General features: G+C 63.3%; 20 protein-coding genes. 15 read left to right on the top strand and 5 right to left on the bottom strand.

Annotation, left to right across the window (positions count from 1 at the left end; genetic code table 11):
• Nucleotides 1–4: 4 nt before the first annotated feature.
• Together BLV61_RS05130 and BLV61_RS05125 are read right to left on the bottom strand one after the other, a co-directional pair.
• Nucleotides 5–1,432 carry a mechanosensitive ion channel family protein gene (locus tag BLV61_RS05130; protein WP_090463130.1) on the bottom strand — a complete coding sequence of 476 codons (1,428 nt, stop codon included), beginning with the start codon at nt 1,430–1,432 and terminating at the stop codon, nt 5–7.
• Nucleotides 1,433–1,633: 201 nt separating this feature from the next.
• Complete coding sequence (locus tag BLV61_RS05125) at nt 1,634–2,653, bottom strand: alpha/beta hydrolase (RefSeq protein WP_047530719.1); 1,020 nt, start codon at nt 2,651–2,653, stop codon at nt 1,634–1,636.
• Nucleotides 2,654–2,813: 160 nt separating this feature from the next.
• Here BLV61_RS05125 and BLV61_RS05120 point away from each other — a divergent pair, with 160 nt between their 5' ends.
• Entirely contained in the window at nt 2,814–3,731 is a 918-nt protein-coding gene (locus BLV61_RS05120) for a LysR family transcriptional regulator (protein ID WP_090463126.1), read from the top strand.
• 117 nt (nt 3,732–3,848) lie between these two features.
• Here the strand turns inward: BLV61_RS05120 and BLV61_RS05115 are convergent, their stop codons facing one another.
• The 3 genes from BLV61_RS05115 to gspG form a co-directional block, all read right to left on the bottom strand.
• On the bottom strand, nt 3,849–4,499 hold the full coding sequence (locus BLV61_RS05115; protein WP_090463123.1) for a hypothetical protein: 651 nt from the start codon (nt 4,497–4,499) through the stop codon (nt 3,849–3,851).
• 159 nt (nt 4,500–4,658) lie between these two features.
• Nucleotides 4,659–5,846 (bottom strand): type II secretion system F family protein, encoded by a 1,188-nt coding sequence (locus BLV61_RS05110; protein WP_090469765.1) that lies wholly within the window; start codon nt 5,844–5,846, stop codon nt 4,659–4,661.
• 14 nt (nt 5,847–5,860) lie between these two features.
• Nucleotides 5,861–6,295, bottom strand: coding sequence for a type II secretion system major pseudopilin GspG (gspG, locus tag BLV61_RS05105; RefSeq protein ID WP_047530712.1), 435 nt, complete (start codon nt 6,293–6,295; stop codon nt 5,861–5,863).
• Between the two features lie 206 nt (nt 6,296–6,501).
• On the opposite strand from gspG, the gene BLV61_RS05100 reads away from it, so the two are divergent.
• The 14 genes from BLV61_RS05100 (at nt 6,502) to BLV61_RS05035 (ending at nt 25,825) form a co-directional block, all read left to right on the top strand.
• Complete coding sequence (locus BLV61_RS05100) at nt 6,502–7,110, top strand: transglycosylase SLT domain-containing protein (protein WP_047530709.1); 609 nt, start codon at nt 6,502–6,504, stop codon at nt 7,108–7,110.
• Between the two features lie 206 nt (nt 7,111–7,316).
• Entirely contained in the window at nt 7,317–13,136 is a 5,820-nt protein-coding gene (gene mnxG, locus BLV61_RS05095) for a manganese-oxidizing multicopper oxidase MnxG (protein WP_090463120.1), read from the top strand.
• Nucleotides 13,137–13,288: 152 nt separating this feature from the next.
• On the top strand, nt 13,289–15,241 hold the full coding sequence (locus BLV61_RS05090) for a YncE family protein (RefSeq protein WP_090463117.1): 1,953 nt from the start codon (nt 13,289–13,291) through the stop codon (nt 15,239–15,241).
• Between the two features lie 13 nt (nt 15,242–15,254).
• The gene (locus BLV61_RS05085; RefSeq protein ID WP_047530701.1) at nt 15,255–15,911 is read left to right on the top strand and encodes an SCO family protein; all 657 of its coding nucleotides are present in this window, start codon (nt 15,255–15,257) and stop codon (nt 15,909–15,911) included.
• The gene (locus BLV61_RS05080; protein WP_047530698.1) at nt 15,908–16,534 is read left to right on the top strand and encodes an SCO family protein; all 627 of its coding nucleotides are present in this window, start codon (nt 15,908–15,910) and stop codon (nt 16,532–16,534) included. The genes BLV61_RS05085 and BLV61_RS05080 overlap by 4 nt, the downstream gene beginning before the upstream one ends.
• 9 nt (nt 16,535–16,543) lie before the next feature.
• Complete coding sequence (locus BLV61_RS05075) at nt 16,544–18,094, top strand: ABC transporter substrate-binding protein (protein WP_047530695.1); 1,551 nt, start codon at nt 16,544–16,546, stop codon at nt 18,092–18,094.
• A 13-nt stretch (nt 18,095–18,107) separates the two neighbouring features.
• A complete protein-coding gene (locus tag BLV61_RS05070; protein WP_090463113.1) occupies nt 18,108–19,061 on the top strand; it encodes a peptidylprolyl isomerase in 954 nt (317 codons plus the stop codon).
• A gap of 223 nt (nt 19,062–19,284) precedes the next feature.
• Nucleotides 19,285–19,818, top strand: a complete 534-nt coding sequence (locus BLV61_RS05065; RefSeq protein WP_047530689.1) for a response regulator — start codon at nt 19,285–19,287, stop codon at nt 19,816–19,818.
• An 84-nt stretch (nt 19,819–19,902) separates the two neighbouring features.
• The gene (locus BLV61_RS05060) at nt 19,903–21,609 is read left to right on the top strand and encodes a GspE/PulE family protein (RefSeq protein ID WP_090463110.1); all 1,707 of its coding nucleotides are present in this window, start codon (nt 19,903–19,905) and stop codon (nt 21,607–21,609) included.
• Nucleotides 21,590–22,393 (top strand): hypothetical protein, encoded by an 804-nt coding sequence (locus BLV61_RS05055; RefSeq protein WP_090463107.1) that lies wholly within the window; start codon nt 21,590–21,592, stop codon nt 22,391–22,393. The genes BLV61_RS05060 and BLV61_RS05055 overlap by 20 nt, the downstream gene beginning before the upstream one ends.
• A 1-nt stretch (nt 22,394) precedes the next feature.
• Nucleotides 22,395–22,940, top strand: a complete 546-nt coding sequence (locus BLV61_RS05050) for a PilN domain-containing protein (protein WP_090463104.1) — start codon at nt 22,395–22,397, stop codon at nt 22,938–22,940.
• On the top strand, nt 22,927–23,475 hold the full coding sequence (locus BLV61_RS05045; RefSeq protein WP_090463102.1) for a GspMb/PilO family protein: 549 nt from the start codon (nt 22,927–22,929) through the stop codon (nt 23,473–23,475). Before BLV61_RS05050 ends, BLV61_RS05045 begins: the two co-directional genes overlap by 14 nt.
• Nucleotides 23,475–23,993, top strand: coding sequence for a hypothetical protein (locus tag BLV61_RS05040; RefSeq protein WP_090463099.1), 519 nt, complete (start codon nt 23,475–23,477; stop codon nt 23,991–23,993). The genes BLV61_RS05045 and BLV61_RS05040 overlap by 1 nt, the downstream gene beginning before the upstream one ends.
• Nucleotides 23,990–25,825: a secretin N-terminal domain-containing protein gene (locus BLV61_RS05035; RefSeq protein WP_090463096.1), complete on the top strand. Its 1,836-nt coding sequence runs from the start codon at nt 23,990–23,992 to the stop codon at nt 25,823–25,825. The genes BLV61_RS05040 and BLV61_RS05035 overlap by 4 nt, the downstream gene beginning before the upstream one ends.

The raw sequence follows: 25,825 nt of genomic DNA, 5'->3' as shown, positions 1-25,825 counted from the left end.
TGCCTCAGCGTTTTTGCAACCAGCCGAGAAAACCGCCTTTCTTGATCGGTACCGGTTTGCTCATCAGCGCCAGCCGGCTGTTCTGCTCCCGAACGGCTTGCAGCTTGTTCAAGGCCTGGCCGACTTCGCTGCGCTGCTCCATGCAGTGGCGGGTGAGGGATTTGTCGAGGCGGTAAATGATGCACGAAGTCAGGGTGGTGAACGTGGCTTGCGAGGGGGTGTCGGCGAGGATGCTTTGTTCGCCCATGACCTCGCTCGGCCCCATCCGGCCGGCTTCGGTTTGACCAGAGCCGTCGGGCACCGAAGCACTGACGACGCCAGTGGCAATCACGAACAGGCTGTCGGGCACTTCGCCCAGTCCCAATACCACCTGGCCCGCTGCGTACTGTTGCGCGGTCATGGACTGCGCCAATTGATCGCGTTCGTCTTCGCTCAGCGAACGGAAAATCTTCACCTCGTCGAGCAAGGCTCGCGCCCGCGTCGAAGGCTCGATCACCCCATCGAGCTGCCGGGAAATACCGGCCGCTTCCAGGTGCCGATGGGCCAGGTCGAACAACTGATTGCGCACTTCGCTTTTTTTGCCGAGTTCGGCGATGAAACCGCTGGCCACATACTCGGACAGGGTTTCGCCAGCCTCTTTCAATACCGCTTTGGGTGCCGGGTTCAAGAGCAGGCTGCTGCTGCCTTGGAGCGTGCGGTCCAACGCGTCGAGGACTCGACGCGGACGAATGTGGTTAGGCACTTGAATACTGATCGACACCCCGTGCATGTTGCTGGGGCGACTGAGGTTGACGATCTTCGCCTTGGCCGCCACCGAGTTCGGCACCACGGCGGTACTGCCGGCGCTGGTGAGCAGGTGGGTGGCGCGCCAGTCGATGTCCAGCACCTTGCCTTCGACGCCGTCGATCGAGATCCAGTCATCCACCTGATACGGCTTGGTGGTGTTGAGCACGATGCCGGAAAACACATCGCTCAAGGTGCTCTGCAACGCCAGGCCGACCACGATGGCCACCACCCCGGAAGTCGCCAGCAGCCCCTTGACCGGAAGCTCCAGCACGTAGCCCGCCGCGGCGACGATAGCGGCCAGAAACACCAGTGCACCGATCACATCCTGTAACAGCCGGCCGCTGTGGCCGATGCGACGCATCAGCACCAGGCCAATGACTTCGGTGAGCACCCGCGCCGCATACAGCCACCAGAGAATCCCGAGTGCGGTGGCCCCCAGTTGCGCCACGCGATCATCGGCGAACAACGGTGCCTGCAACGGGCTGACGCCTGCATTGATGATGAGCGTGCTGAAGGCCAGGAAGAGGCCGGTGCGCCAGCCGATCTGGGTGACGCGGTGCTTGAACGGTGCGAGATGCCAGAGCAGTGCATCGATCACCAGCAACAGGGCACTCCAGGACAGCAGGTGAGCCAGGAGAAAGGACATGGGCAAACTCCATTTAAAAAGGCGGACCGAAAAAAGCCTGCCCGAAGGCCGATGTTGTAGGAGCGAGCCTGCTCGCGATGGTCGTTAACGATAACGCGCGTTTACTGATTAAACGCGGCGTTCTTAAGTCCATCGTCGGAACTCCGCCCGGAGCAGGCTCGCTCCTACAACATTGGTTCGAAGGCAGGCTTTTTACAGGACTCAGTTCAAGTGTGTCTTGAGCTCCAGTGCTGCCTGGCGCACCGCTGCCTGGACTTCGGGAATCTGGCTCAGCGGGTTCAACAGGCCGAAGTCGTGGATCATGCCGTTGTAGCGCACCGCCGTGACCGGCACGCCCGCCGCGTCGAGGTGACGGGCATAGGCTTCGCCTTCATCGCGCAAGACGTCGAATTCGGCTGTCTGCACCAGGGCGGCCGGCAAGCCTTTGAGCTGTTCGGCGCCGGCCTTGAGGGGCGAGGCGTGGATCTGCGCACGTTCGGCCTTGTCGGTGGTGTAGTTGTCCCAGAACCACTGCATCATGCCCTTGGTCAGGAAGTGGCCCTCGGCAAATTGCTGGTAGGAGCCTGTGTCGAACTGTGCGTTGGTCACCGGCCACATCAACAGCTGGAAGCGCAGTGCCGGGGTTTTCTGTTCCTTGGCCATCAAGGCTACGACTGCGGCCATGTTGCCGCCGACGCTGTTGCCGGCCACGCCCAGGCGCTGGCCATCGACGCCGATTTCCTTGCCGTGCTCGGCCACCCAGCGGGTCGCGGCGTAGGCCTGGTTGATCGCGGTCGGGTAATGCGCCTCAGGCGAGGGTGTGTAATCGACATACACCGCGACGGCACCGGAACCCACCACCAGATCGCGAATCAGCCGCTGGTGCGTCGGGAAGTCGCCCAGTACCCAGCCGCCACCGTGGAAGAACATGAACACGGGCAATTCACCGTTGACCTTGGCCGGGCGCACGACCTTGAGGTTGAGGGTCTGGCCATCGACCTTGATCGCGCGGTCGCTCACCTCGACACCGGACAGGTCCACTTTCACCGAGGCCTGGGCGCCGGTCAGCACCGCACGCGCCTCTTTCGGGCTCAGTTGCTCCAGCGGTTTGCCACCCCCGGCAGCGAGGGCTTCGAGGAAGGCCTGGGTGTTGTGTTCGACGCCGGGGCTGCCTGCGGCGAATGCATTGCCGATGGACAGGGCGAGGAGGGAAGCGGTCAGGGTTTTCTTGACGATGTTCATGGCAAATCCTTTTTGAATTCTTGGACGTTAAGTACCTGGGTTTCAGGCTGCTGGTGGCTGTGTGATTCAGGCCTCAGCAACACCGTGAGCACAGATTAATAGGGTGCCTAAACGGGAAAAAGCCGCTATAAAGTGTTTGACTGTCAACCGGGATGTGACAATGAACCCCTTCGAAGATATGCGTATTTTCTGCCAGGTGATGGACTCCGGCAGCTTCACGGCCGCTGCCGATCAACTGGGGCTGTCCAAGCAATTTGTCAGTCGGCGCTTGATGCAACTCGAAGAGCGCCTCGGCGTGCGATTGCTCAATCGATCGACCCGGCGACTGGACGTCACGCCCCTGGGGCAGAGTTATTACGAGTCGGCCCTGCGCTTGCTGAGCGAGGTTGAGCAAGTGGAGCAGGGTATCGCCGGCCAGACCACCGAACCGCGCGGCACCCTTCGCGTCAGTGCGCCGCTGTCCTTTGCCCTGGCCCATCTGGGGTGCTTGCTGCCAGCGTTTTTGCAGCGCTACCGCGAGGTCGCGGTGGAAGTGGACTTGAGTGACCGGCCGGTGGACCTGCTGGGCGAGGGCTACGACCTGGCGCTGCGCATTGGCATTCTCGAAGACTCGACGCTGATCGCCCGTCGCATCGCCTCCATCCAGCGAGTGTATTGCGCCAGCCCGGCTTACCTGAGCGAGCGCGGCACGCCGCTCAAACCCGAAGACTTGCACAACCATGACTGCCTGCCTTATGGCCACGGCCGTCAGGTGCAATGGCGTTTCGCAGGGCAGGGCAAGCCGCTGGCCGTCAACGTCACCGGGCGCATGCGGGTCAACAACGGCGAGTTGCTCAAGGACGCAGCGATTGCGGGAATGGGCATCACATACCTGCCGACCTTCATTGTCGGTTCGGCATTGGAGGATGGGCGGCTGGTGTCGGTGCTGGATGAGTATCGACCCGAGCCGTTGACCCTGTCGGCGGTGTACCCGCAACACCGCCAGTCATCGCGACCGGTGCAGGCGTTGATCGAGTTTTTGCGCGAGCGGCTGGATCAGAGTGATGGGGGCGGGCCATTCAACAGGGATGGGGCCTGATAGACCGTCTTCGCTGGCAAGCCAGCTCCAGGGGATTTGTGTCGGGCGCAGATGTTGTGGGTGCCTTGGATATCTGTGGGAGCGAGCTCCCACAGATCGTGTGTTGATGAGTGAATGTCAGGTCCGTTTGTCATCGCCTGCTTCGCCACCCACATGCACGCCGCGATCGTCCCCGACTTCGCCAGCACGATGGGCTCCGCGGTCGTCGCCTACCTCACCGGCATGATGAGCGCCGTGGTCGTCGCCTGCCTGTTGTCCGGCATGGTGCACGCCGTGGTCGTCGCCCACCTCGCCGGCACGATGAACCCCATGGTCATCACCCGGTTCTGCGTGGCTGCTGTTGCGTCCCGAGCCGGAGGAAGCTGTGCTGCCGCTGTGCCCCGAAGCATGGTCGCTGCCGCTGTTGCCGCTGCTGCCACTTCCACCGTGGCCACTGCCGCTTCCACCACCATTACCGCCGCCGCCACTTCCGCCGCCGCCACCACCACCGTGGCCGCCACCGCCGCCGCCACCGCCACTACCGCCGCCGCCACCACCGTGGCCGCCACCGCCGCCGCCACCGCCACTACCGCCGCCGCCACCACCGTGGCCGCCACCGCCACCGCCACTACCGCCGCCACCACCACCGTGGCCGCCGCCACCTCCACCACTACCCCCTTCTCTTGCGTGAGCGCTCGAAACCCCGGACAGGTTGTCCGGAATCAGTACGGTAGATGCCGACAGAACTGCGCCAATTGCAACAGCCAGCATAAGCTTGTTCATGTGCATATCGATCTCCGTCTTCTTCTTCAGGTGGAACGTTGATAAACAATGCAATGCATTGCTTTATTCAGCAGGAACTGTCGATAAACACCTCAACGTCCCGCTTTATTCATTTGCGACGTCGATAAATCGTCCGTCGCGGTGCCAGGCCCCGTTCCAGAGCGGTCAGTGAATGCTCGAGGCCAGTTCGAAAATGGGGATGTACATCAGGATCACGATCACCCCGATCAACAGGCCAATGAAGGTCATCAGCAAGGGTTCGAACAAGCGCACGAACCATTCGATCCAGCGGCTGATTTCTTCGTCGTAGAAGTCGGCGCTGCGCTCCATCATTTGCCCGAGGTTGCCGGACTGTTCACCGGCACGCAGCAGGCGCAGGGACACCGGGGTCACCAGATGATTGAGCTCCAGCGCCGTCGACAGCGATTGCCCTTCGCGTACCCGCTCGCACGCCTGGTCCAGGCGTGTGCGCGAGGCCACCGTGAGCAGGCCACGGACCATGCCCATGGCGGTGACCAGGGGAATGCCGCCTTGCAAGAGGATCCCCAGGGAGCGATAAAAACGCGCCAGTTCGTACATGAAAATGCGCTGGTGTACCGCCGGGAGTTTTTCGATCAGGTGGTCCACGCCCCGGCGAAAGGCCGGTTGGCGCTTGAGCAGCACCAGGACGACGATGACGGCCAGCAAGGCGCCGAAGAACTCGCCCTGGTGGGCGTGCAGGAACATGCCGCTGCTCATCAGGATCTGCGACAGCCACGGCAGGTTTGACCCCAGTCCTTCGAACACCAGACTGAAGCGCGGCACCACATAGCCCATCAGGAATAGCACCACGCCACCCCCGACCACCAACAACAGCATGGGGTAGATCGAGGCGCTGATGATCTTCTGGCGGACCTCGTCCATGCGCTGGCGATAGCTGACATAGCGGCCCAGTGCTTCGCCGACGGCGCCGGTCTTCTCGCTGGATTGCACCAGAGCCACGTACAACGGCGGGAACACCGCCGACAACTGGGCCAACGCCTGGGAAAACGACTTGCCTTCATAAAGCAGGCGCACCAGCTCGCTCAAGGTCTTGCGGGCCTGGGGCGCGGTTTCTTTTTCCGCCAGGCTTTCGAGGGCATCGATCAACGGCAGGCCGGCATTGAGCAACGTGGTCAATTCCTGGCTGAACAACACCAGGTTGAACGTCTCGCGCTGCTTCAGGCGCAACGCCCGCCAATGACGTTCGGCGTGCAGGCTGACCACCCGCAGGCCCTGGTCTTCGGCGATGCGCCGCGCCTCGCTGTGACCCGGTGCCTCGACGGTCATGGAAACCACGCCGGCCTTGCCGACGGCTTTGAGATGAAATCGCATGGTGGCCATGTCCGTCACTGCCAACTGGTGACTTCAGCGTTCTCGCCTTCGCCGCCGGGTTGCCCGTCCTTGCCCATGGACAGCAGGTCGTACTCGCCGTTTTCGCCAGGGTAGCGGTAGGTGTAGTTACGGCCCCACGGGTCCTGAGGCAGCTTTTTCTGCAAGTACGGACCGGTCCAGTGGGGTTCGTCACTGGGCGCGGTGACCAGCGCCTGCAAACCCTGTTCGGTCGACGGGTAATGGCCGACCTCCAGGCGGTAAAGGTCCAGGGCCTTGCCCAGTCCTTCAATTTGCGCCTTGGCCACCTTCACTTCGGAGCGGCCCAACTGAGCGAAATATTTCGGCGCGACGATGCCGGCCAACAACCCCAGCACCACCAGCACCACCAGCAGTTCGAGCAGAGTGAAGCCGCGTTGGGCACGCGGGGCGAAACACAGTCGCTGATTCATGATGACCTCACACAGTCGGCAGAAGGGTCGCATCAGGGCCTTATGCAATTGCCATGCAAAGGGTTGGTCAAGGCTTGGGCGTCTCCCTGTAACCCGCGTGCCACGGGCTTCTGCGCTTTCGGCACAGTGCTTGCGTATGGCTGATTCACGACTGGCCATTGGGGCATAACCCCCAATTTTCGGGGCCGGGCAGGGGAGGCATAACAATGAAAACACTCACCACGGGAATGCTCGGCTGTCTGCTGCTGGCGGGCGTCGCTCAAGCCGATGTGTTCGTGTCCACGGATGCCAACGGCAACTTCGTCCTGTCCAACGTCCACCGCCCCGGCCGGCACTATGAACGGGTCATTCACGAGCCCGCGGCGGCGGTGGTCAGCCTCGATCAACAGCCGCAGATGATTGCCGCGCAACCCTACGCCGAGCTGGTGTCGGCGGCGGCCACGGCCAACCAGTTGCCGGCCGCCCTATTGCACGCGGTGATCAAGACCGAGTCGGCCTACAACCCCAGTGCGGTGTCCGCCAAGGGGGCCGGTGGCTTGATGCAGTTGATGCCCGACACGGCCCGCGAGATGGGCGTGACCGACGTCTACGACCCCAAGGCCAACATCCAGGGCGGCGCCCGTTATCTCAAGCGGCTGATGACCCTGTTCGACAACGACATCGCCCTCGCCGTGGCGGCCTACAACGCCGGGCCGCAAGCGGTGCTCAGCCGTGGCGGCGTGATCCCGCCGTTCGCCGAAACCCAGCGTTATGTGCCCAGCGTGCTGCGCCAGTACCGGCGTTTGCAGGGCTTGTCGGCCGACGCCCCGCTGTGAACGTAAGCCGTGGGGTGGTTTTCCCCAACATTGGGGCATGGTGGCCCCGGCGAAAAAGTGGGGAATAAGTGGGGAATTATCCCCCGATGTATCAAGTGCCAATCGTAACCGTATGAAAAGTAAACGTAATTTTTATGGCATGCAGATTGCTCAACGGAGTTGTCGAGAATTATTCCCTGTGAGCACCCACAGCGAGGCCCTTGATCATGACCGGCATTTTCCACGTTCCATCCGTCTTTCATTTGTTGCTGCTGGCGGCCTCGATGTTCGGCGTCGAGTTGGCCGAAGCGGCTGCGCGCTGTGAGCGCAATCTGGTGGCCAACGTCGTGGCGCTGGATCAGCCGCTGATGTTCAACCGCCTCGGTGCGCAAAACGTTAACGGCATGATGTTCGCCCTGCGTCGCGATGTGGTCGATGATCATGAGATATCCCTGGCTCAGGGCGGCGCCGCGGTGCCGGGCAAGGTGTCGCTGCGCCCCGACAAGCGTCCGCGTCCGCTGGTATTGCGGGTCGCTGCCGGCGACTGCCTGACCATCAACCTGCAGAACCTCCTGGCCTATCAGGCCAACCCCGGTTCGCACGAAAATGGCGGCGTGGAGGGCGAAGTCGAAGTCGGCAACGAGAATGCCTTCAAGGTCGATGAGCAGGTCACTGACCGCCATGTCGGTTTCCAGGTCAACGGCATGCAAGCGGTCAACAGCATCGACGACATCGCTTCGTTTACCGGACGCAACGCCAATACCTTGATCCCGCCGGGTGCCACGCGCAGCTACACCTTGTACGCCGAGCGTGAAGGCGCATTCGCCGCCAGCAGCCGTGGCGCGACCTTCGGTGGCGAAGGGGCGGCCGGCAACGTGGCCAACGGGCTGTTCGGCGAAGTGGTGGTGGTGCCCAAGGGCGGTCGCACCTACCGCAACACCGTGACCGAAGAAGAGATGCGCCTGGCCACCACCGGGCGCACCCCGGCCGGCCAGCCGATCGTCGATTACCAGGCGCGCTACCCGCAGCGCCAGCCCTGGATACGTGAAGGCAAGGCCGGCACGCCGATCATCAACATGGTCGACGGCAACGAAATCATTTCCAGCGAAAGTGACGCCATTGTCATGGGCAGCAACGCCGACGGCAGCTTCCCGCCCTCGACCTATCCGCTGGAATCCATGGGCAAACGCAACCCGGCGCTGCCCAATCGTCTGGAGCCTTTCCGCGACTTCGCTTCGCAGTTCCAGGATGAAACCGCCGCGACCCAGGCGTTTCCAGGCTACTGGGCCGACCCGGTCATGGCCCACGTGCTGGAGCCGACCCGCGATGGCTTCATGATCAACTACGGTTCCGGCGGCATGGGCGCCGAGGTCGTGGCCAACCGACTGGGCGTGGGGCCGATGCACGATTGCCTGTCGTGTGCCTATGAAGAATTCTTCCTCAGCTCTCACACCGTCGGCGACGTGGCGATGCTGGTGGACGTACCGGCCAACGCCGGGCTGGAAAACATTCGTCCCGGTGAAGTGCCCAGGGCCGATCAGGTCGGGGTCAAGGCGACCATGGCGCTGTATCCGTCCGAGCCGTCCAACGTCAACCACAGCTACATCGGCGACTTCGTCAAATTCCGCAACACCCACAACGGCCATGAGCAGCACATCTTCCACCTGCACGGGCATCAGTGGCTGTTCAACCCCAACGACGACAACTCCGACTACGTGGACGCCCAGGGCATCGGGCCGGGCGCCGGCTACACCTATGAAATCGCCAACGGCGGTTCGGGCAACCGTAACCGGGTAGCGGGCGATGCGATTTATCACTGCCACTTCTACCCGCACTTTGCCCAAGGCATGTGGAGCATGTGGCGGGTCCATGACGTCTTTGAAGAAGGCACCAAACTCGAAGTCTCGCAACAGGGCGCCGACGGTTACCACAGCGAACCCTATGCCCTGCGCAGCGGTAAACCGGCGGCGGGTGCACGGGCCTTGCCCGATGGTGAGATTGTGGCCGGCACGCCGATTCCGGCGGTGGTACCGCTGCCGGGCAAAGCCATGGCGCCGATGCCGGGCAAAGTCGCGGTCGTACCGAAAATCAGCGAGTCCCTGGTGGCCGCCAATGACGATGACGACGATGAAGAGGGCGACGATGACAGCGGGCATCATGGCGGCAACGGGGTGGGCCAGGCGATTGGTTCGCTGGCGCTGGTGGATCGCAGCGAAGCCAACCGCAATGCCGACGGCAGCCTGAAAAACCCCGGCTATCCCTTCTGGATCGGCGGTATGGAAAGTTCGGTCGGCCAACGCCCGCCGACCCCACCGCTGGACATGCTCGACGCGGCCAAGGCCCAGGCCTTGAAATCGAGTGGCAATGCCTTGTGGGCCAACCTCGATCCGGCGCAGTCCGGTGGCTGGGATGGTGGCCTGGGGCGTCACTCGCTGGACGGTTTCGCCTCTGGCGGCGAGGCGCACACGGTGACCACATCCCTGGATTTCTCCAAGGAAGTGACCCGCGCCAAGCCGCTGTACCTGCCCGAAGAAGGCACCGAAGTCGAGCAGGCAGCCATGGCGTTCCACGCCAAAAAAGAACACCCCAGTTTCGCCGTGCTGCCGGGCAACCAGGTGGTGGCGCGCAACTTCCGCACCAACGGCGCGCTGCCGATGGCGGGCGCACCGTACTACGAACCCTGCATGGATGACCGGGCCAAGCGCCTGACCAGCAGTGCCGGCAGCGGTGAGTTCAACAGCGGTGAGCGGATCGACGGCATGTCGTTCAGCGGTGCCTCGACCTTCACCGCCGACCGTCCGCGCATCTACAAGGCGGCGAACATTCAGTTCGACGCGGTGTACAACAAAGTCGGCTACCACTTCCCGCAGGCGCGCATTCTCGCGCTGTGGGAAGACGCCTGGCCGGTGATCACCAAGCAGCGTCCGCCAGAGCCACTGGTGATGCGCATGAACACCTTCGATTGCGTGCAGTACCAGCAAACCAACCTGGTGCCGGCCATCTATGAGATGGACGACTATCAGGTGCGCACACCGACCGACGTGATCGGCCAGCACATCCACCTGCCGAAATGGGACCTGACGGCGGCCGACGGTTCGGCCAACGGCTGGAACTACGAGGACGGCGTCCTTTCACCGGGTGCCGTGCAAGAACGCATCCACGCCATTCGCCAGTTCAACCAGTGCGAAGGCACCGACCCGCGCGACGGCACGGCCGCGTGCCCGAAAGCCAAGGCACATCCGTTCTTCGGCCAATACGGCCGGGCCGACTGGGTCGGCGCGCGCACCGCGATGCAACGCTGGTTCGTCGATCCGGTGGTGAACACCAAGGGTGTCGACCGTGGCCTGGGCACCATCTTCACCCATGACCACCTCGGCCCATCGACGCACCAACAGATTGGCCTGTACGCCACCGTGCTGGCCGAACCGGCCGGTTCCACCTGGTTCCACGCCGAAACCGGCGAGCCGTTGTACAGCGGCGCGCGGCAGGACGGCGGGCCGACGTCGTGGCAAGCGGTGATCTCCACCGGCGACCTGGACGGTGACGGCAAGAACGACAGCTTCCGTGAGTTCTTCCTCGAATACAGCGACTTCCAGCACGCCTATGAAGCGGGGGTGTACGTGGGCGCAGGTCCCAATGGCATTCCTGACGCGCAACGCTTCCCGGCCACCGCCGACAGCTTCCGCTACGCGATCAATCCGCCGGTGCGCAAGGAAGCCGAGACCCTGCTTGAGCAAGTGGTCGAAGCCCGTGGCGGTCTGATGCCGGGCTGCCCGAGCCGGCCTTGCCCGCAAGCGATATCGGTCGATGACCCCGGCATGTTCGTGGTCAATTACCGCAACGAACCGCTGGCCCTGCGGGTGTACGACCCGAACAAGGTCGGCCCTGACGGCAAGCGCGGCATGCAGGCCGATGGCCTGGGCGGCGATCTGGCGTACGCCATGCAAAGCCGTACCGACCGTGCGATCCCGGCGATGAACCTGGCGCCGAACCTGATCAGCGCGGCCACCGGTCCCACCGGCGGCACCACCCTGTTCCCGCCGCACATCAACAAGGGCGGCGCGGAACCGGGCGATCCGTTCACCCCGATGCTGCGCACCTACACCGGCGACAACGTGCGGCTGCGGGTGCATGCCGGCGGTCACGAAGAGGAACACAACGTCACCCTGCACGGCGTGAAGTGGCTGCAAAGCGGTTCCGGTTTCGGCAACAGCTCCAACTCCGGCTGGCGCGCGTCGCAGATGATCGGGATCTCCGAGCAGATGGGCTTCATTGCGCCGGTCTCGATGCTCTCCAGTTCGGCGGCCACCACCGGTGACTACCTGTACTCCATGGACGCTTCGCTGGAAGGTTACTGGAGCGGCATCTGGGGTGTGATGCGCAACTACACGGCCCAGCGCAACGACCTGTTCGCGCTGCCAAACAACCCGAAACCGGCCGGCATGCGCAACACCGTGGCCTTCGATGGCACCTGTCCACGGATCGGCGCCAACCCCAACGGCATCGGCACCCGGCCGACCCCGCAACGCAACTATGAAGTGGTCGCGGCCCTGGCCAACGACATCCTCGGCAACCCCTTGGGGCTGGCCATCGGTGACTCGGCGGGGCTTGGGCAACACGTCGGCGGGCCGTTGAATCCGGCCGGTGGCACCCTGGTCTTCAACTCGCGGGCGGTGAGCATTCCACAAGTCACCGTGACCGACCCTGAAGACGGTCTGACCTTCACCATCGGCGGGCAAAGCGGGCCGTTGCATGACCCGACCGCGATCCTCTATGTGCGCAAGGCCGACCTCGATCCGGTCACCGGCAAACTCAAACCCGGCGTGCCGGTGGAACCGCTTGTACTGCGTGCGGCGGCCGGTGACTGCATCAACATCACCCTGGAAAACCGTCTGCCCAGCGTGATGCCGGACCTGCCCCAGATGGCCACCGTGATGGGCATGGTCAAGCGTGACCGCAACGCCGGCGAGGGCTCGACCACCTTCAGCAATAACCTGCTGCGGCCATCGAGCACCGTGGGCCTGCATGCGCAATTGCTGGCTTACGACATCACCAAATCCGACGGCACCAACGTCGGCACCAACCCGATCCAGACCGTGCCGCCACGGGTGGGCAACACCGGACCGTACCCGACCCGTACCTATCAGTACTACGCCGGGCACCTGGAGCGTGAAGGCAAGCCGATCACCCAACTGGGCCGCAGTGTCGACAACATCAACGCCACGGCGGTGGAGTTCGGCGGGCTGAACATCACGCCGGCAGACGTGATCAAGCAGCCGCAAAAAGGCCTGGGCGCAGCGATGAGCATCCTGCCGGTGGGCGCCACTTGGACGGAAGACACACGCAAGGTCAATGCGACCGTCACCGCGCCGGGGCAAACCCCCTATCGCGACTTTGCCATGGTCTGGCAGAAGGCCTTGAACATGCGCTGGGCCAATGGTCGTCCGGTGGAAGGCATTGCCTCGGAGGCGGGCGTGCCGACCGACCCGCAGGACAACTCCAGCATGGCCATCAACTTCAAGACAGAGCCGATGTGGTACCGCTTCGGTCTCGCCCCGGATGCGCCGTTCGGCCACGCCGACGGTCATGGCTATGGCGATGTGCAGAACGCGCACATGGCTTTCAGCAACGCGTTGGTGGGCGGCGATCCGCAGACGCCGGTGCTGTACGTCAAACCGGGGCAACCGTTCCGCACGCACATCCTGATGCCGACCGGCGGCAGTCGCGGCACCACCTTCCAGCTCGATGGTCACGTCTGGTCGGTCAACCCGTTCCAGCCCGAGAAGAGCGACACCGGTGGCTACCCGATGGGCACGCCTGGCGTGGGTTCGGTGCGGTTTGGCTACAACCCGATGTCGATGTACGTCGGCGCCCACGAAAGCATCCTGCCGGCGGCGCACTTCAGCTTCATGCACCCGAGTGCCGGGGGCAGCAACGCGATACCGGGTGATTACCTGTTCCGCGATTACGGCGCCTATGGCAACACCGCCGGGTTGTGGGGATTGCTGCGGGTGACCAACGAACCGGAGCCGGCACCGGCGCCGTAGGCCGGGCAACAACGCAACACCTGTGGGAGCGAGCCTGCTCGCGATGGCGGAGTGTCAGACACATGAATGTTGGATGTGCTGGCCTCTTCGCGAGCAGGCTCGCTCCCACAGGGGGCGATGAGGCAGACACAGATCTGAAGGGGAGTGTGGGTATGAACAGGACCATCAAAATCGCCAGCGGCGCGTTGATTGTCGGCGTGGCGCTGATCTGCCTCGGAGTATGGCGCCTGTCACCTCCGGCCTTGCTCAGCGACGTTGCGTTGCCCGATCCCCGCAGCGGACAGTCGCTGGAGCGTGACGGCGTGTCGGTGGCGCTCGACGTCAAGCCGCTGGCCGCGGACGGCGTATTGCGCGAAGGGCAGTTCGCCGACGTGCAGTTCCGCATTACCGACAAGGCTTCCGGCCAACCCTTGGCGGGCGTTGCGCCGGGCGCCTGGCTGGACCCGCAAACCCTTGCCGCCGACCAGGCCCAGGGCCGCGAACAGAGTTGCAAGGCGCGGGTCGGGGTGTTCCTCAAGTCGAGCATCGGCGCGCGGCCCCTGCTCGATCTCAACAGCTACTTCCTCATGGTGATGAACCGCGATGCCAGCGTCTCGGTGGTCGATCCGTCGGTGTCGGTGGGTGGCATTACCAGCACCCTGGCGCGGATCGACATCAAGCAACCGCCGATGGACTGGGTCACCCCCAGGGACAACAAGCGGGTGTTCGTGTCGATGCCGACGGCGGGTGAAGTCGCGGTGATCGACAGCGAGCAATTCAAATTGGTGGATTCGGTGGCGGCCGGCACAAACCCGGTACGTGTCGCGCTGCAACCGGACGAACGCCTGCTGTGGGTCGGCAACAACGCACAGACAGCGCAGCGGTCCGGGGTCACGGTGATCGACACCCACAGCCTGAAAACCCTCAAGCACCTGGCGACCGGGGGCGGCCATCACGAAATTGCCTTCAGCAAGGACAGCCGTTTCGCCTTCGTCACCAATCGCGACGACGGCACCCTGAGCATCATCGATATCGCCAGCCTGACCATCGTCAAACAACTCAAGACCGGCTCGCACCCGTTGTCGGTGGTGTACTCGCCACTGTCCGGCGCGGCCTATGTGGCCGACGGCAAGGACGGCACGGTTACGGTGGTGGACGCGGCGAGCCAGTCGGTGCGGCGGGTGATCAAGGTCAAGCAGGGCCTCGGCCCGATGGGGTTCAGCGCCGACGGGCGTTTCGGCATCGTGCTCAATACCCTGGAGAACCAGGCGGCGGTCATCGACGCCGCCACCGACTCGTTGATCCATGAACTGGACGTGTCCGCCGAGCCCTATCAGGTGGTGTTCACCAAGGCCTACGCCTATATCCGCGGACTGGCCTCGCCCAAGGTGACGATGATCAACCTGGCGTCACTCGGCGAAGGCCGTACGCCCATCAGCCAGGGCTTCGAAGCCGGGCCCCAGGCGCCGCGCCTGGCCGGTGACCTGCCATTGGCCGCGAGCCTGGCGGTGTCGCGGGACGACAACGCGGTGTTCGTGGTCAACCCGGTGGACAACACCACCTACTTCTACGCCGAAGGCATGAACGCCCCGATGTCCGGTTACCCCAATCGAGGGCAAGTGGCGCGGGCGGCGCTGGTGATCGACCGCAGCCTGCGCGAAGTCGAGCCGGGGTTGTACAGCGCGCGGATCAAGCTGCCGCCGGCCGGGCGCTTCGACGTGGCGTTCCTGCTCAATCAGCCGAATATCATTCATTGCTTCACCACCGTGGTCGAGGCCGACAAGGACCTCGAGCCTCATGCTGGCGTGCCGAGCGTGGAGTTCATGCTCGACACTTCCACCGCCACGTTGGGCAACCCCTATGTCGTGCGTTTTCGCATCGTCCAGGGCAAGCAGAAAACCGAGCGCAGTGGGCTGAAGGATGTTCAGGTGCGTTACTTCCTGGCCCCGACTTCACGGCCTCGGGAGGTCGCGGCCCTGGAAGTCGGCAACGGGGTGTATGAAGCCCCGGTCAACCTCAATCGACAAGGCGCCTGGTACCTGCACGTGCGGGCGGCGTCACTGGGGGCGAATTTCGGCGACCAGACCTTTGCCAGTGTTCGGGTGACCCCCGGCGAAACTCATTGAAGAGGACATCGACATGAACCGATTTGCACACCGTGGCCTGCTGACCTTCTGCCTGTTGGCTGTCGGCATCGGCCAGGCGCTGGCCCACTCGGCGGATGAACATGCCGGTCACGACATGCAGGCCAAGAGCGCCACCCCCGAGAGCACCCAAGTCAAATTCGCCGACGTGGCGCTGGTGGACCAGAACGGCAAAACCGTCCGCCTGGAAAAAGACCTGGTCAGCAACAAGATCGTGGTCATGAGCTTCATCTACACCAGCTGCACCACGGTCTGCCCGGTGGTGTCTTCGATCATGGGCAAGGTGCAGAAACAGCTCGGCGCACGGGTCGGTACCGAGGTGCAACTGGTGTCGATCAGCATCGACCCGCAGCGCGATGACGCCAAGCGCCTGAACGACTATGCCCGGACCTTCCAGAACGGCCCGGGCTGGAGCTGGCTGACTGGCACCACGCAGTCGGTCAACGAAACCCTCAAGGGCCTTGGCACCTTCAGCGGCGACTTCAAGAACCATGCGCCGCTGATTCTGGTCGGCGATGGCAACAGCCGTCACTGGACGCGTTATTACGGTTTCACCGACCCGGCGGTGCTGAGTCGTGAAGTCGAGAAACTCAGCGGCCAGCGCAATGCCCACGCCAAGCACACGGCCGTTGCCATGGAGAATCAGCCATGAGAACCCTCGAGCGCATTGCCCTGAGTGCCTGCCTTTGCCTGTTCAGTGCGCTGGCCTTCGCCCACGAAGGCCATCAAGAACCGGCACCGGCGTCTGCTGCAACCACGGCACACCCGGCGGGCGGCACCCGCGACGCAAAAACCTGGTTCACCGACACCCCGTTGCAGGACCAGAACGGCAACACCCTGCGCTTCTACAGCGACGCGCTGCAGAACCGGGTGGTGCTGCTCAACGTGATTTTCACCAGCTGCACTGACGCCTGCCCGCTGATCACCCAGAAGCTCAAGGAAGTACGCGAAGTGCTGGGCGACAAGGCGGACGGCATCACCTTTATTTCCCTTACCAGTGATCCGCTGCGGGACACCCCGGCGGTACTCAAGGCTTACACCTTGAAGCAGGGCGTCGATGGCCCCCACTGGCTTTTCCTTACCGGCGACAAGGCGCAGATGGACCTTGTCCTGGGGCGCATCGGCCAGATCGTGCCGACCCCCGAGCAGCACTCCACGCAGTTGATCGTCGGCGACGTGGCCAATAAGCGCTGGAGCAAAATCCGGCCCGATGCACCCGCCGCCGCCATTGCCCAGCGGTTGCAGTTGCTGACAATGCCTGTGGTCGGTCGCTGAGTCCGGGCCATGAAAAAAGCCCTCTTCCTCGGCCTGCTCATGGTGTCTGGCATCAGCCTGAGCGCCCAGGCGATGACGCTGACCCCCAGCGAAAGCGCCGGTAAACGGCTGTACCGGGAGGGCGTGTCGGCCCGTGGCGAGCCGATCATGGCCCGGGTCGGAGCGGCTGGCATGTTGCTGCCGGCCACCAGCCTGCCGTGTGTCAATTGCCATGGCCGCGATGGCATCGGCCGTCCCGAAGGCGGCGTGCGGCCGCCGGACCTGACCTGGACGCGGCTCTCCAGCACCTATGGCCAGCAGCAAATCAACGGGCGCAGTTACCCGGCCTACACCGAGGGCACGCTGGCCAGGGCGATTCAGGAGGGGCGCGATCCCGGCAACAATCGACTCGACCCGGCGATGCCCAGGTTCGTGTTGTCGATGAAGGATCAGCACAACCTCACGGCGTACCTCAAGCGCCTGGCCGATGACCGTGATCCGGGCCTCGACGCTGACAGTCTGCACCTGGGCACCTTGTTACCGGGCACGGGCGCGCTGAGCGAGGAGGGCGCCACGGTGGCGGCGGTGCTCAACGGTTGCGTGGCGCGCATCAATGAGGCGGGCGGGATTCATGGTCGGCAGTTGCGCCTGACCATCCTCGATCCCGGCCCCGACCGCGCCAGCGCCGTGCGCGCGCTGGACCAGTTGATCGACAAGGAGCAGGTGTTCGCGCTGATCGCACCGCTGGCGCCAGCGCTGGAAGCGGACATGGCAGCACGCCTGGAGCAGGCCGGTGTGCCCCTGATCGGGCCGCTGTCGTTGCAAGGCACGACCCAGGCCAGTCGAGAGATCTTCGAGCCGCTGCCGGGGCTGCGCGAACAAATGATTGCACTGGCCAATTACGCCACCGCCACCTTGCGGGTGCTGCAGGGGCCGACGCTGATCGCCTACCCGGACGAGCCTGGTCAACGGCTGGCCGCAGAGAAACTCGCCCAGTACCTGCAAGACAACGCCTGGGAGAAAGTGCGCCTGCAAGCCTATGGGGCGACGCAGGATGAGTTGCCGTTGGGTTCGCGTTCGGTGTTTTACATGGGCAGCAGCGGCGGTTTCAGTCTGCTCGCCGAGCGCTTGCAGACGGCGGGCCAGGTGCCTTACCTGTTCGCCGCTTCGAATCAGGTGGCGGGTGATTTGCTGCAAGTACCCAGCGGCTTTTCCCGTCGGGTATTCCTGGCCTATCCGTTCGTGCCCAGCGACTGGACGCGGGCCGGGCGCCTGGCCCTGACCCAGGTGCGCGAGCGACAGAAACTGGGCGGCGAGCATGCGGTTCTGCAAGTCGGTGCGTTCAGCTCGATGATGCTCTTGAGCGAAGGCATGAAGCAGGCCGGGCGTGACGCCAGCCGCGAAAAACTGATCGAGGCCCTGGAAGGCCTGCATGACTTCGATACCGGGCTGACCCCGCTGATCAGTTTCGGGCCGGGTCGGCGCCAGGGCCTCAGTGGCGCGCACATCGTCACCGTGGACTTGCCTGACCAGCGTTTTTTCCTGGTTGCCCCTTACAAACCGATTGCCGCGATGCCTTGACCGGAGGCCCTAGATGAAACTCAACACTTTGCTGGTTCTGTGGGCGCTGTGGGTGCCAGCGGCATACTGCAGCAACGGTCCGGCCGTGGCGCGGGTCAATGGCGAGGAAATTTCCCAACTGCGCCTGGAGCGTTATTTCGCCGAGTACCTGGAGGATCAGGGGCGCTCGGTGGGCAATATTCGCAATCCCAAGGCTTACAAGCAGCTGCGCAAGGCGGCGCTGGATGCCTTGATTGACAAGGAACTGCTCTGGCAGGAGGCGCTCAAGCGCGGGGTGGTGATCAGCGATGCCACGGTGCAAAGCCAGGTCGAGAAGACCCGCCAGGCCTTCGGTGGTGCCGAGGTGTTCGCCCGGCGCCTGGAAGACGCCGGTTTCGATGAGGCCAGCTATGCCGAATACACCCGCCGTGAACTGGCGGCTCAGCAAGTGTTCGCCGACCTGACCCAAGTCGGCGAGCCGGATGAACAACAGGTACGGGCATTTTTCGAGGAGCACCGCGCCGAGATGAACCGGCCCGAGGAAGTACAGGTCAGGCATATCCTGATCAAGGTGCCTCAGGGAGCGGATGCTTCCACTGTTGAAGCCGCAAGACTACGCTTGGAAGGTATGCGTACCCGAATCACGCAAGGTGCCGATTTTGCCAGTGTCGCCAGGGAGGGGTCTGAAGACGCCTCGGCCAGCGAGGGCGGCGAACTGGGCTACTTTCCCCGGGGGCGAATGCTGCCGGAGTTCGAAGCGACAGCCTTTGCCCTGGCGCCGGGAGCCGTCAGCGACCCGGTGCGCACGGCAGTGGGTTGGCATTTGATCTATCTGGAGAACCGAGTGGAGGCCGCCGATGTCACAGAGGAGCAAGGACTTGACATGGTCCGGGCGTACCTTGCCCGGCAGAAACAGGTTCAGGCTCGTCTACAGGCACTGGCGCAGCTGCGATCCAGTCATCGGATCGAACGGGTTGACGATGATTGAGCTTTTCCCCAAAAGTGGGGAAACGATTCAATGCAAATCCGTTCGGGTTCCCCCGTTTTTGGGGGGAACGGTAAGTGGACGAAAAGGCATTGTTTTTAAATTCAAGGACATGAAGCGATAAAACGACCGGCGCCCGGCCTGGCATGAAGTGTGCGTTAGACCTGTTGAAGGCGCGCACTCCACCAGGTTCGGTAATCGGCCCTGCGGTTTCAAGGAGTCCACCTTGTTAAACAAAGTACTGGTTGTTGAAGACGAACAGCTGCTTGCGGAAAACCTCCAGGGCTACCTGCAGGCACAAGCGCTGGAAGTCCGGATAGCACACAACGGTGAAGCGGCGATTGGCGAAGCCGAACGCTTTTCACCCGATGTGATGGTGTTCGATTACCGCTTGCCCGATATGGAAGGTTTTGAGGTGCTCGATGCCGTCCGCCAGAACAGGAAGTGTCATTTTGTGCTGATCACAGGCCACCCCACCGCAGAAGTTTGCGAGCGGGCCCGGCAACTGGGCGTCAGCCACATCCTGTTCAAACCCTTTCCTTTGGCGGAATTGGCCCGTGCAGTCTGTGATCTTCTGGGGATGAAGCGCGAACCCAAAGCAGGTGTGAAGGATTCCGAAGGATTCGTCGAACGACGCCAGAGCAGGACCGAAAGTTTCCCGCTGCAGTTGTACGACGGTAGCTGGGTGCTTGCCGATCGCCGACGAAGTTCATCGGCCTCCATGGCGCCAGACGACGAACAATTGCTCACCGGGGAGTAGTGGCGCGACAAGACGTTCCGGCCCCCGCCGAACCAGCTCGCCGCGTCGACAGGGCTCAAAGCCCCGGGCGTTGGAGAGCAAGCCATGGACCGTCTATCCCTTGTTGTCGAGCCGTCGCCGTCGGAGTGTCTACCCAGCCGTTTTTCCAGTGAGCAATTAGCCCAGGCACGAGCGCTGGCCGCCAGTTCCGGTGAACGGATGCTGGATGCCCTCGGGGAGCTTTGCGAACTGCCCCCCATGCCCTTCATCCAGTGCCTCGGCGCGACCCTGCATTACCCGGTGCTCGATACCGACAGCCTGTTTCAAGCCACCCCGGTATTCGACCGGGTCACCCTGGCCCAATGCCTCAAGCGTGAATTCACCCTGCTGCGTCACGACGATGCGGTCATCGGTGTGTTTGCCGATCCCTTCGACACCGCCCGTCTGGCCTGGATCGATGATTGCCTGCACGGCGCGCCGCTGTACCTGGTGCACGCCGACGACCTGAAAGCCTACCTGGCACGCCACGAAGAGAGCTTCCACGCCGTGGAGTCACTCAACGCCCAGAGCGACGCCGGCAGCGAAATCGATAACCTGCAAAGCCTGTCCCTGACCAGCATCAGCGAAGATTCGAGTGTCGTCGTCAAACTGGTCAACTCGACCCTGTACGACGCGCTGAAAATGCACGCCAGCGACATCCACCTGGGCACCACCGGCAGCGGCCTGGTGATCAAGTACCGGATCGATGGCGTGCTGAACAACATCAGCAAGATCCAGGGCAACGAGTTCGCCGAACAGGTGATTTCCCGGGTCAAGGTCATGGCTGAACTGGACATCGGTGAAAAACGCGTACCCCAGGACGGTCGCTTCAAGATCGGCATCAGCGGCCGGCAGATCGACTTCCGGGTGTCGATCATGCCGAGCATTTTCGGCGAGGATGCGGTGCTGCGGGTGCTCGACAAACAGGACCTGGCGGACAAGGTCTGCGGTGTGCAGTTGCAAGCCCTGGGCTTTGAAGACGAAACCCTGCGCCAACTGCGCCGGCTGGCGGCCGAACCCTACGGCATGGTGCTGGTCACCGGCCCCACCGGTAGCGGCAAGACCACCACGCTGTACGCGATGATCACCGAGATCAACCACGGCGTGGACAAGATCATCACCATTGAAGACCCGGTGGAATATCAACTGCCGGGCGTGCTGCAAATCCCGGTCAACGAGAAAAAAGGCCTGACCTTCGCCCGTGGCCTGCGCTCGATCCTGCGCCACGATCCGGACAAGATCATGGTCGGGGAAATCCGCGACCCTGATACCGCGCAGATCGCCGTGCAATCGGCACTCACCGGGCACCTGGTGTTCACCACCATTCACGCCAACAACGTGTTCGACGTGATCGGTCGCTTCACCCAGATGGAAATCGACCCCTACAGCCTGGTCAGCGCCCTCAACGCAGTACTGGCCCAGCGACTGATTCGTCTGGTCTGCAGCAGCTGCAGCACGACGTACACCCCGACTGAAGAGGAACTGCAAACCTCGGGGCTCGATCCGCAGCAGGTCGCTCACTACCACTTCGTGCATGGCAAGGGCTGCGGCCATTGCCGTGGCACCGGCTACCGCGGCCGCAGCGCGATTGCCGAATTGCTGCACCTGGATGACGAACTGCGGCAAATGATCGTCGAGCGCCAACCCATTTCGAAAATCAAGGCCCACGCCTGCAAACGTGGCTTGCGCCTGCTGCGCGAGTCGGCGCTGGAACTGGTGCAACACGGCCGGACCACTCTCGAGGAGATCAATCGTGTCACTTTTATCTCGTGAGCGTTATGTCGCCGTCCTCGGCGCCAGTGGTGTCGGCCTGGGTCGGCGTCAGGGCAGCGAAACCCTGTGGCTGGGCAGCGTCGGCTTCATCGATGAAGGTTTCCATGCCTGGGCCGTGGCCCTGGAAACCCTCGACCGGCTGCTGGGCGAGCATGCCCGCGCCGGTGCGGAGTTGACCGTGGTGATCTCCGGGCACTTCAGCCGTTTCTGCCTGGTGCCCTGGAGCGATCAGATCAGCAGCCCCGAAGAACTGCGCGGGTTTGCCCAACTGTGCTTCGAAGACCTTTACGGCGTACCGAGCCAACCCTGGAGCCTGGTGCTCTCGGCCGAACCGGCCGGCTACGACCGCGTCGCCAGTGCGCTGCCGCAGGACTTGCTCGAACGCCTGCGCACGCTGGTCAGCGGTCGCGGCCTGAAATTGCGTTCGGTGCAGCCGTACCTGATGGCCGCGTTCAATCATTTCGACAAGAGCTTCGACGCCGCAGACTTCCTGTTCGTGGTCGCCGAACCAGTGCGCAGTGTGTTGCTGCTGGCGCGCGAAGGGCGCTGGGCGGCGGTGCGTTCGGTGGGCAGCAGTGACAGCGATGCTGCGTTGACCGCTCTGATCGGCCGCGAAAGCCAGTTGCAGGCCTCCACCAGTGAACGGCCGCTGAACGTGTACCTGCATGCGCCGGCCCGTATCGACTCACACCCCGACGTTCCCGGTGTGCACCTGCGCACCCTCGAAGAGGACCGGACAGCCGTACACGATTGCCTGTACGTCATGTCTCGGGCGGTGGCCTGACATGCGCGCCCTGATGCTCGACTTTCAACCGCGTCGCCGCGCCAGCCCCCTGGGCTGGAGCCTGCTGGCCGGCGGTGTGGTGCTGGTGCTGACCTGCGTCGTGATCCAGCAACACCTCAGCGCGGAGGCCGAACAACAGCAAGGTCACCTGCAAACCGCCCAGCGCGTGCTCACCGGCGACACGGGCAGCAAGGCCAGCCTGACCCCGGCGGAAACCCGCGAACAGGCACAGAACCTGGCCGAAATGCGCAAGGTGTCCCAGCAATTGCGCCGCCCCTGGGAGCAGTTGTTCGCCACGCTCGAAGCCATGCCCCGCGACAACATTGCCTTGCTGACCCTGACCCCGGATGCCCGCAAAGGCCAGCTGCGGATCAGCGCCGAGGCGCGGGATCTGGACGCCATGCTCGACTTCCACCGCCGCCTCGAAGCCAGCGACGAGCTGTCCGATGTGTCGCTGCTCAGCCACGAAATCGTCGCCAACGTGCCGGAGCACCCGGTGCAATTCAACTTGTCGGCTACCTGGGAGATTGGCGATGCAAATCCCTAGATTGATCGTCCACGAGTACCTGCAAAGCCTGGGCGTGCCCGGTCTGGCGGGGCTGGCTTTGCTGGTGCTGGCGCTCACCTATGGCCTGGCCGGTTTGCTGCCCGACTGGCAGTCCGTGCAACAGCTCAGCCAGCAGACCCGCGAAGCCCGCGAATACCTGGCCAAAGTCGAAGAAGGCACCGTGGCCGCGCCGGTGGTGCCGCAACGGCAACTGGATGATTTCCGCAGCAAGCTGCCGACCCAGCCGCAGGCCACCGTGGCCATCGACAAGATCTATGCGCTGGCCGCCCAGGAACGCATCACCCTGGCTCGTGGTGAGTATTCCCTGGGCATCGATCCGAAAACCCACCTGGCGCGCTACCAGATCCTGCTGCCGGTGCGGGGCAGCTACCCGCAACTGCGGCGCTTCCTGCACGCCTTGCTCGGCCAGTTGCCGGCGGTGGTGCTGGAGGACGTGGAGTTGCAGCGCAAGAAGATCGCCGACACCGACCTGACCGGGCGGATCCGCATGACCCTTTACCTGTCGAGGTCATGATGAACAGCAAACGCGCAATGGGCTGGGTAGCGTTCTTCGGTGTGGCGGCGGCGCTGGCCTGGTTGCCCGACTACTTGAAACCGGCCGGCGACGGCGAGGCCGATGTCGCGGCAGTGGCCACGCCCGCCAAAGGCAAAACCCGTGGCGAGCTGACGGCCGCGTCAGCCTCGGGCGCGCCGGCGGCGATCAAGGACCTGAGCCCGGCCGGCGACCTGTTCGCCCCCCGCAGCTGGAAGGTTGCACCGACCCTGGCCAGCGTCACCGAACAAGCCGTCAACGTCGCTCCGGTGGTGCAGGTCCCCACTGCACCGCCGATGCCTTTCCAGTTCATTGGCCGCATGGATGACCGTACCGATCTGCAGGTGTTCTTGCAGAGCGGCGAGAAAATCTACGTCGTGCGCAAAGGGGATGTGATCGACGCAACATGGAAGATCGAGGGGATTTCCGACATGGAACTGAGCCTGGTCTATCTGCCTCTGCATTTGTCCCAGACTCTGTCTGTGGGGAGCGCGCAATGAACACATTCCGATTGCTGATGAGCATGGGTTTCTGTGCGGGGCTGGCCGCATGCAGTTCGGCGCAACTGGCCAGGGACGAGGGAGCCGACCTGATGGCGTCGGGTCAGTATGAAGCCGGCCTGGCACGGATCCAGGAAGGCCTGCGCGAAAATCCCCGCGATACCGAATTGCACCTGGCGCTGACCAGCGGGCGGGCCCGTGCGGTGACGGCGCTGTTGAGCCAGGCCGACATGAGCCGCACCCAGCGCGACTTCGCCTCGGCCCGTCTGACCTACGGCCGGGTGTTGTCCATCGAGCCGAACAACCGCCGGGCCCAGGACGCCTTACGCCAGCTCGATCACCTGCGCAGTCTCGACGAAAAACTCGAGCTGGCCCGTGGGGATCTGCGTCGCGGCGACATCTACGCCGCCGACCGTCAGGTCAAACAGATCCTTGAACTGGACCCGAACAATGAGGGCGCCCTGGAACTGCAAAGCAATGTGCGTCTGGTGCAGAGCCGCAATGTGATTCCCTATCCGCAACTGCGCACGCGCCTGGACAAGCCCGTCACCCTGGAGTTTCGCGACGCCAACCTCAAGACCATCTTCGAAGTGCTGTCCCAGGTCGCCGGTCTGAATTTCATTTTCGACAAAGACCTGCGCCCGGACATGAAAGCCACCATCTTCGTGCGTGACGTGCGCATCGAAGACGCGGTGGAACTGCTGCTGCAACAGAACCAGTTGCATCAGAAAGTGGTGAACGAAAACACCCTGTTGATCTACCCGGATTCGCCGCAGAAGCTCAAGGATTATCAGGAACTGGTGATGCGCACCTTTTACCTGACCAGCATCGATGCCAACACGGCCTTGAACATGGTCAAGACCATGCTCAAGACCCGCGACGTGTTCGTCGATGAACGGCTCAACACCCTGACCATGCGCGACACCGGCGATGCCATCCGCATGGCGGAAAAACTCCTGCAATCCCAAGACCAGTCCAACCCTGAAGTGGTGCTGGAAGTGGAAGTCATGGAAGTCGCCACCCAGCGCATTCTCGACCTCGGCCTGCAATGGCCGAACACCTTCGGCGTGGTCAATAGCGACGGTTCGGCGGTCACGCTGCTCGATCAGCTCAAGGGCATCGATTCCAGCCGGATCAGCATCTCGCCGTCGCCGCAGGCCAAGATCAACGCCCAGGACAACGACATCAATACCCTGGCGAGCCCGGTGATCCGCGTCAGCAACCGTGAACAGGCGCGCATCCACATCGGTCAGCGCGTACCGATCATCAGCGCCACTTCGGTGCCGTCGACCCAGGGCCCGGTGATCACCGAAAGCGTGACGTACCTGGATGTCGGTCTGAAACTGGAAGTGCAGCCTACCGTGCACCTGAACAACGAAGTGGCGATCAAAATCGCCCTGGAAGTCAGTAACGCCACGCCGCTGGAGCCGACCCGCCAGGGCACGATTCCGGTGCAGGTCGATACCCGCAACGCCCAGACCACCCTGCGCCTGCATGATGGTGAAACCCAGATCCTCGCCGGCCTGATGCGCAACGACCATGGCGCCACCGGCAACAAAATCCCGGGGCTTGGCGATATCCCCGGTCTGGGTCGCCTGTTCGGCAGTAACAAGGACACCGTCGGCAAATCCGAACTGGTGCTGTCGATCACCCCACGGGTGGTGCGCAACCTGCCGTACCAGAGCCCGTCGGACATGGAATTCACCACCGGTACCGAAACCAGCATGCACATCCAGGCGCCGAATCGTGAGCTGGAATCGTCGGTCCAGCCTCAGCGCCTCGATCGGCCGGTGGCTTCCACCAACGTCGAAGTCAGCGTCGGGAAGCCTTGA

Source organism: Pseudomonas mohnii (genome assembly GCF_900105115.1).
GTDB lineage: Bacteria > Pseudomonadota > Gammaproteobacteria > Pseudomonadales > Pseudomonadaceae > Aquipseudomonas > Aquipseudomonas mohnii.
The sequence above is the reverse complement of the archived record's forward strand: the minus strand, read 5'-3'. Positions and strand labels throughout refer to the sequence as shown.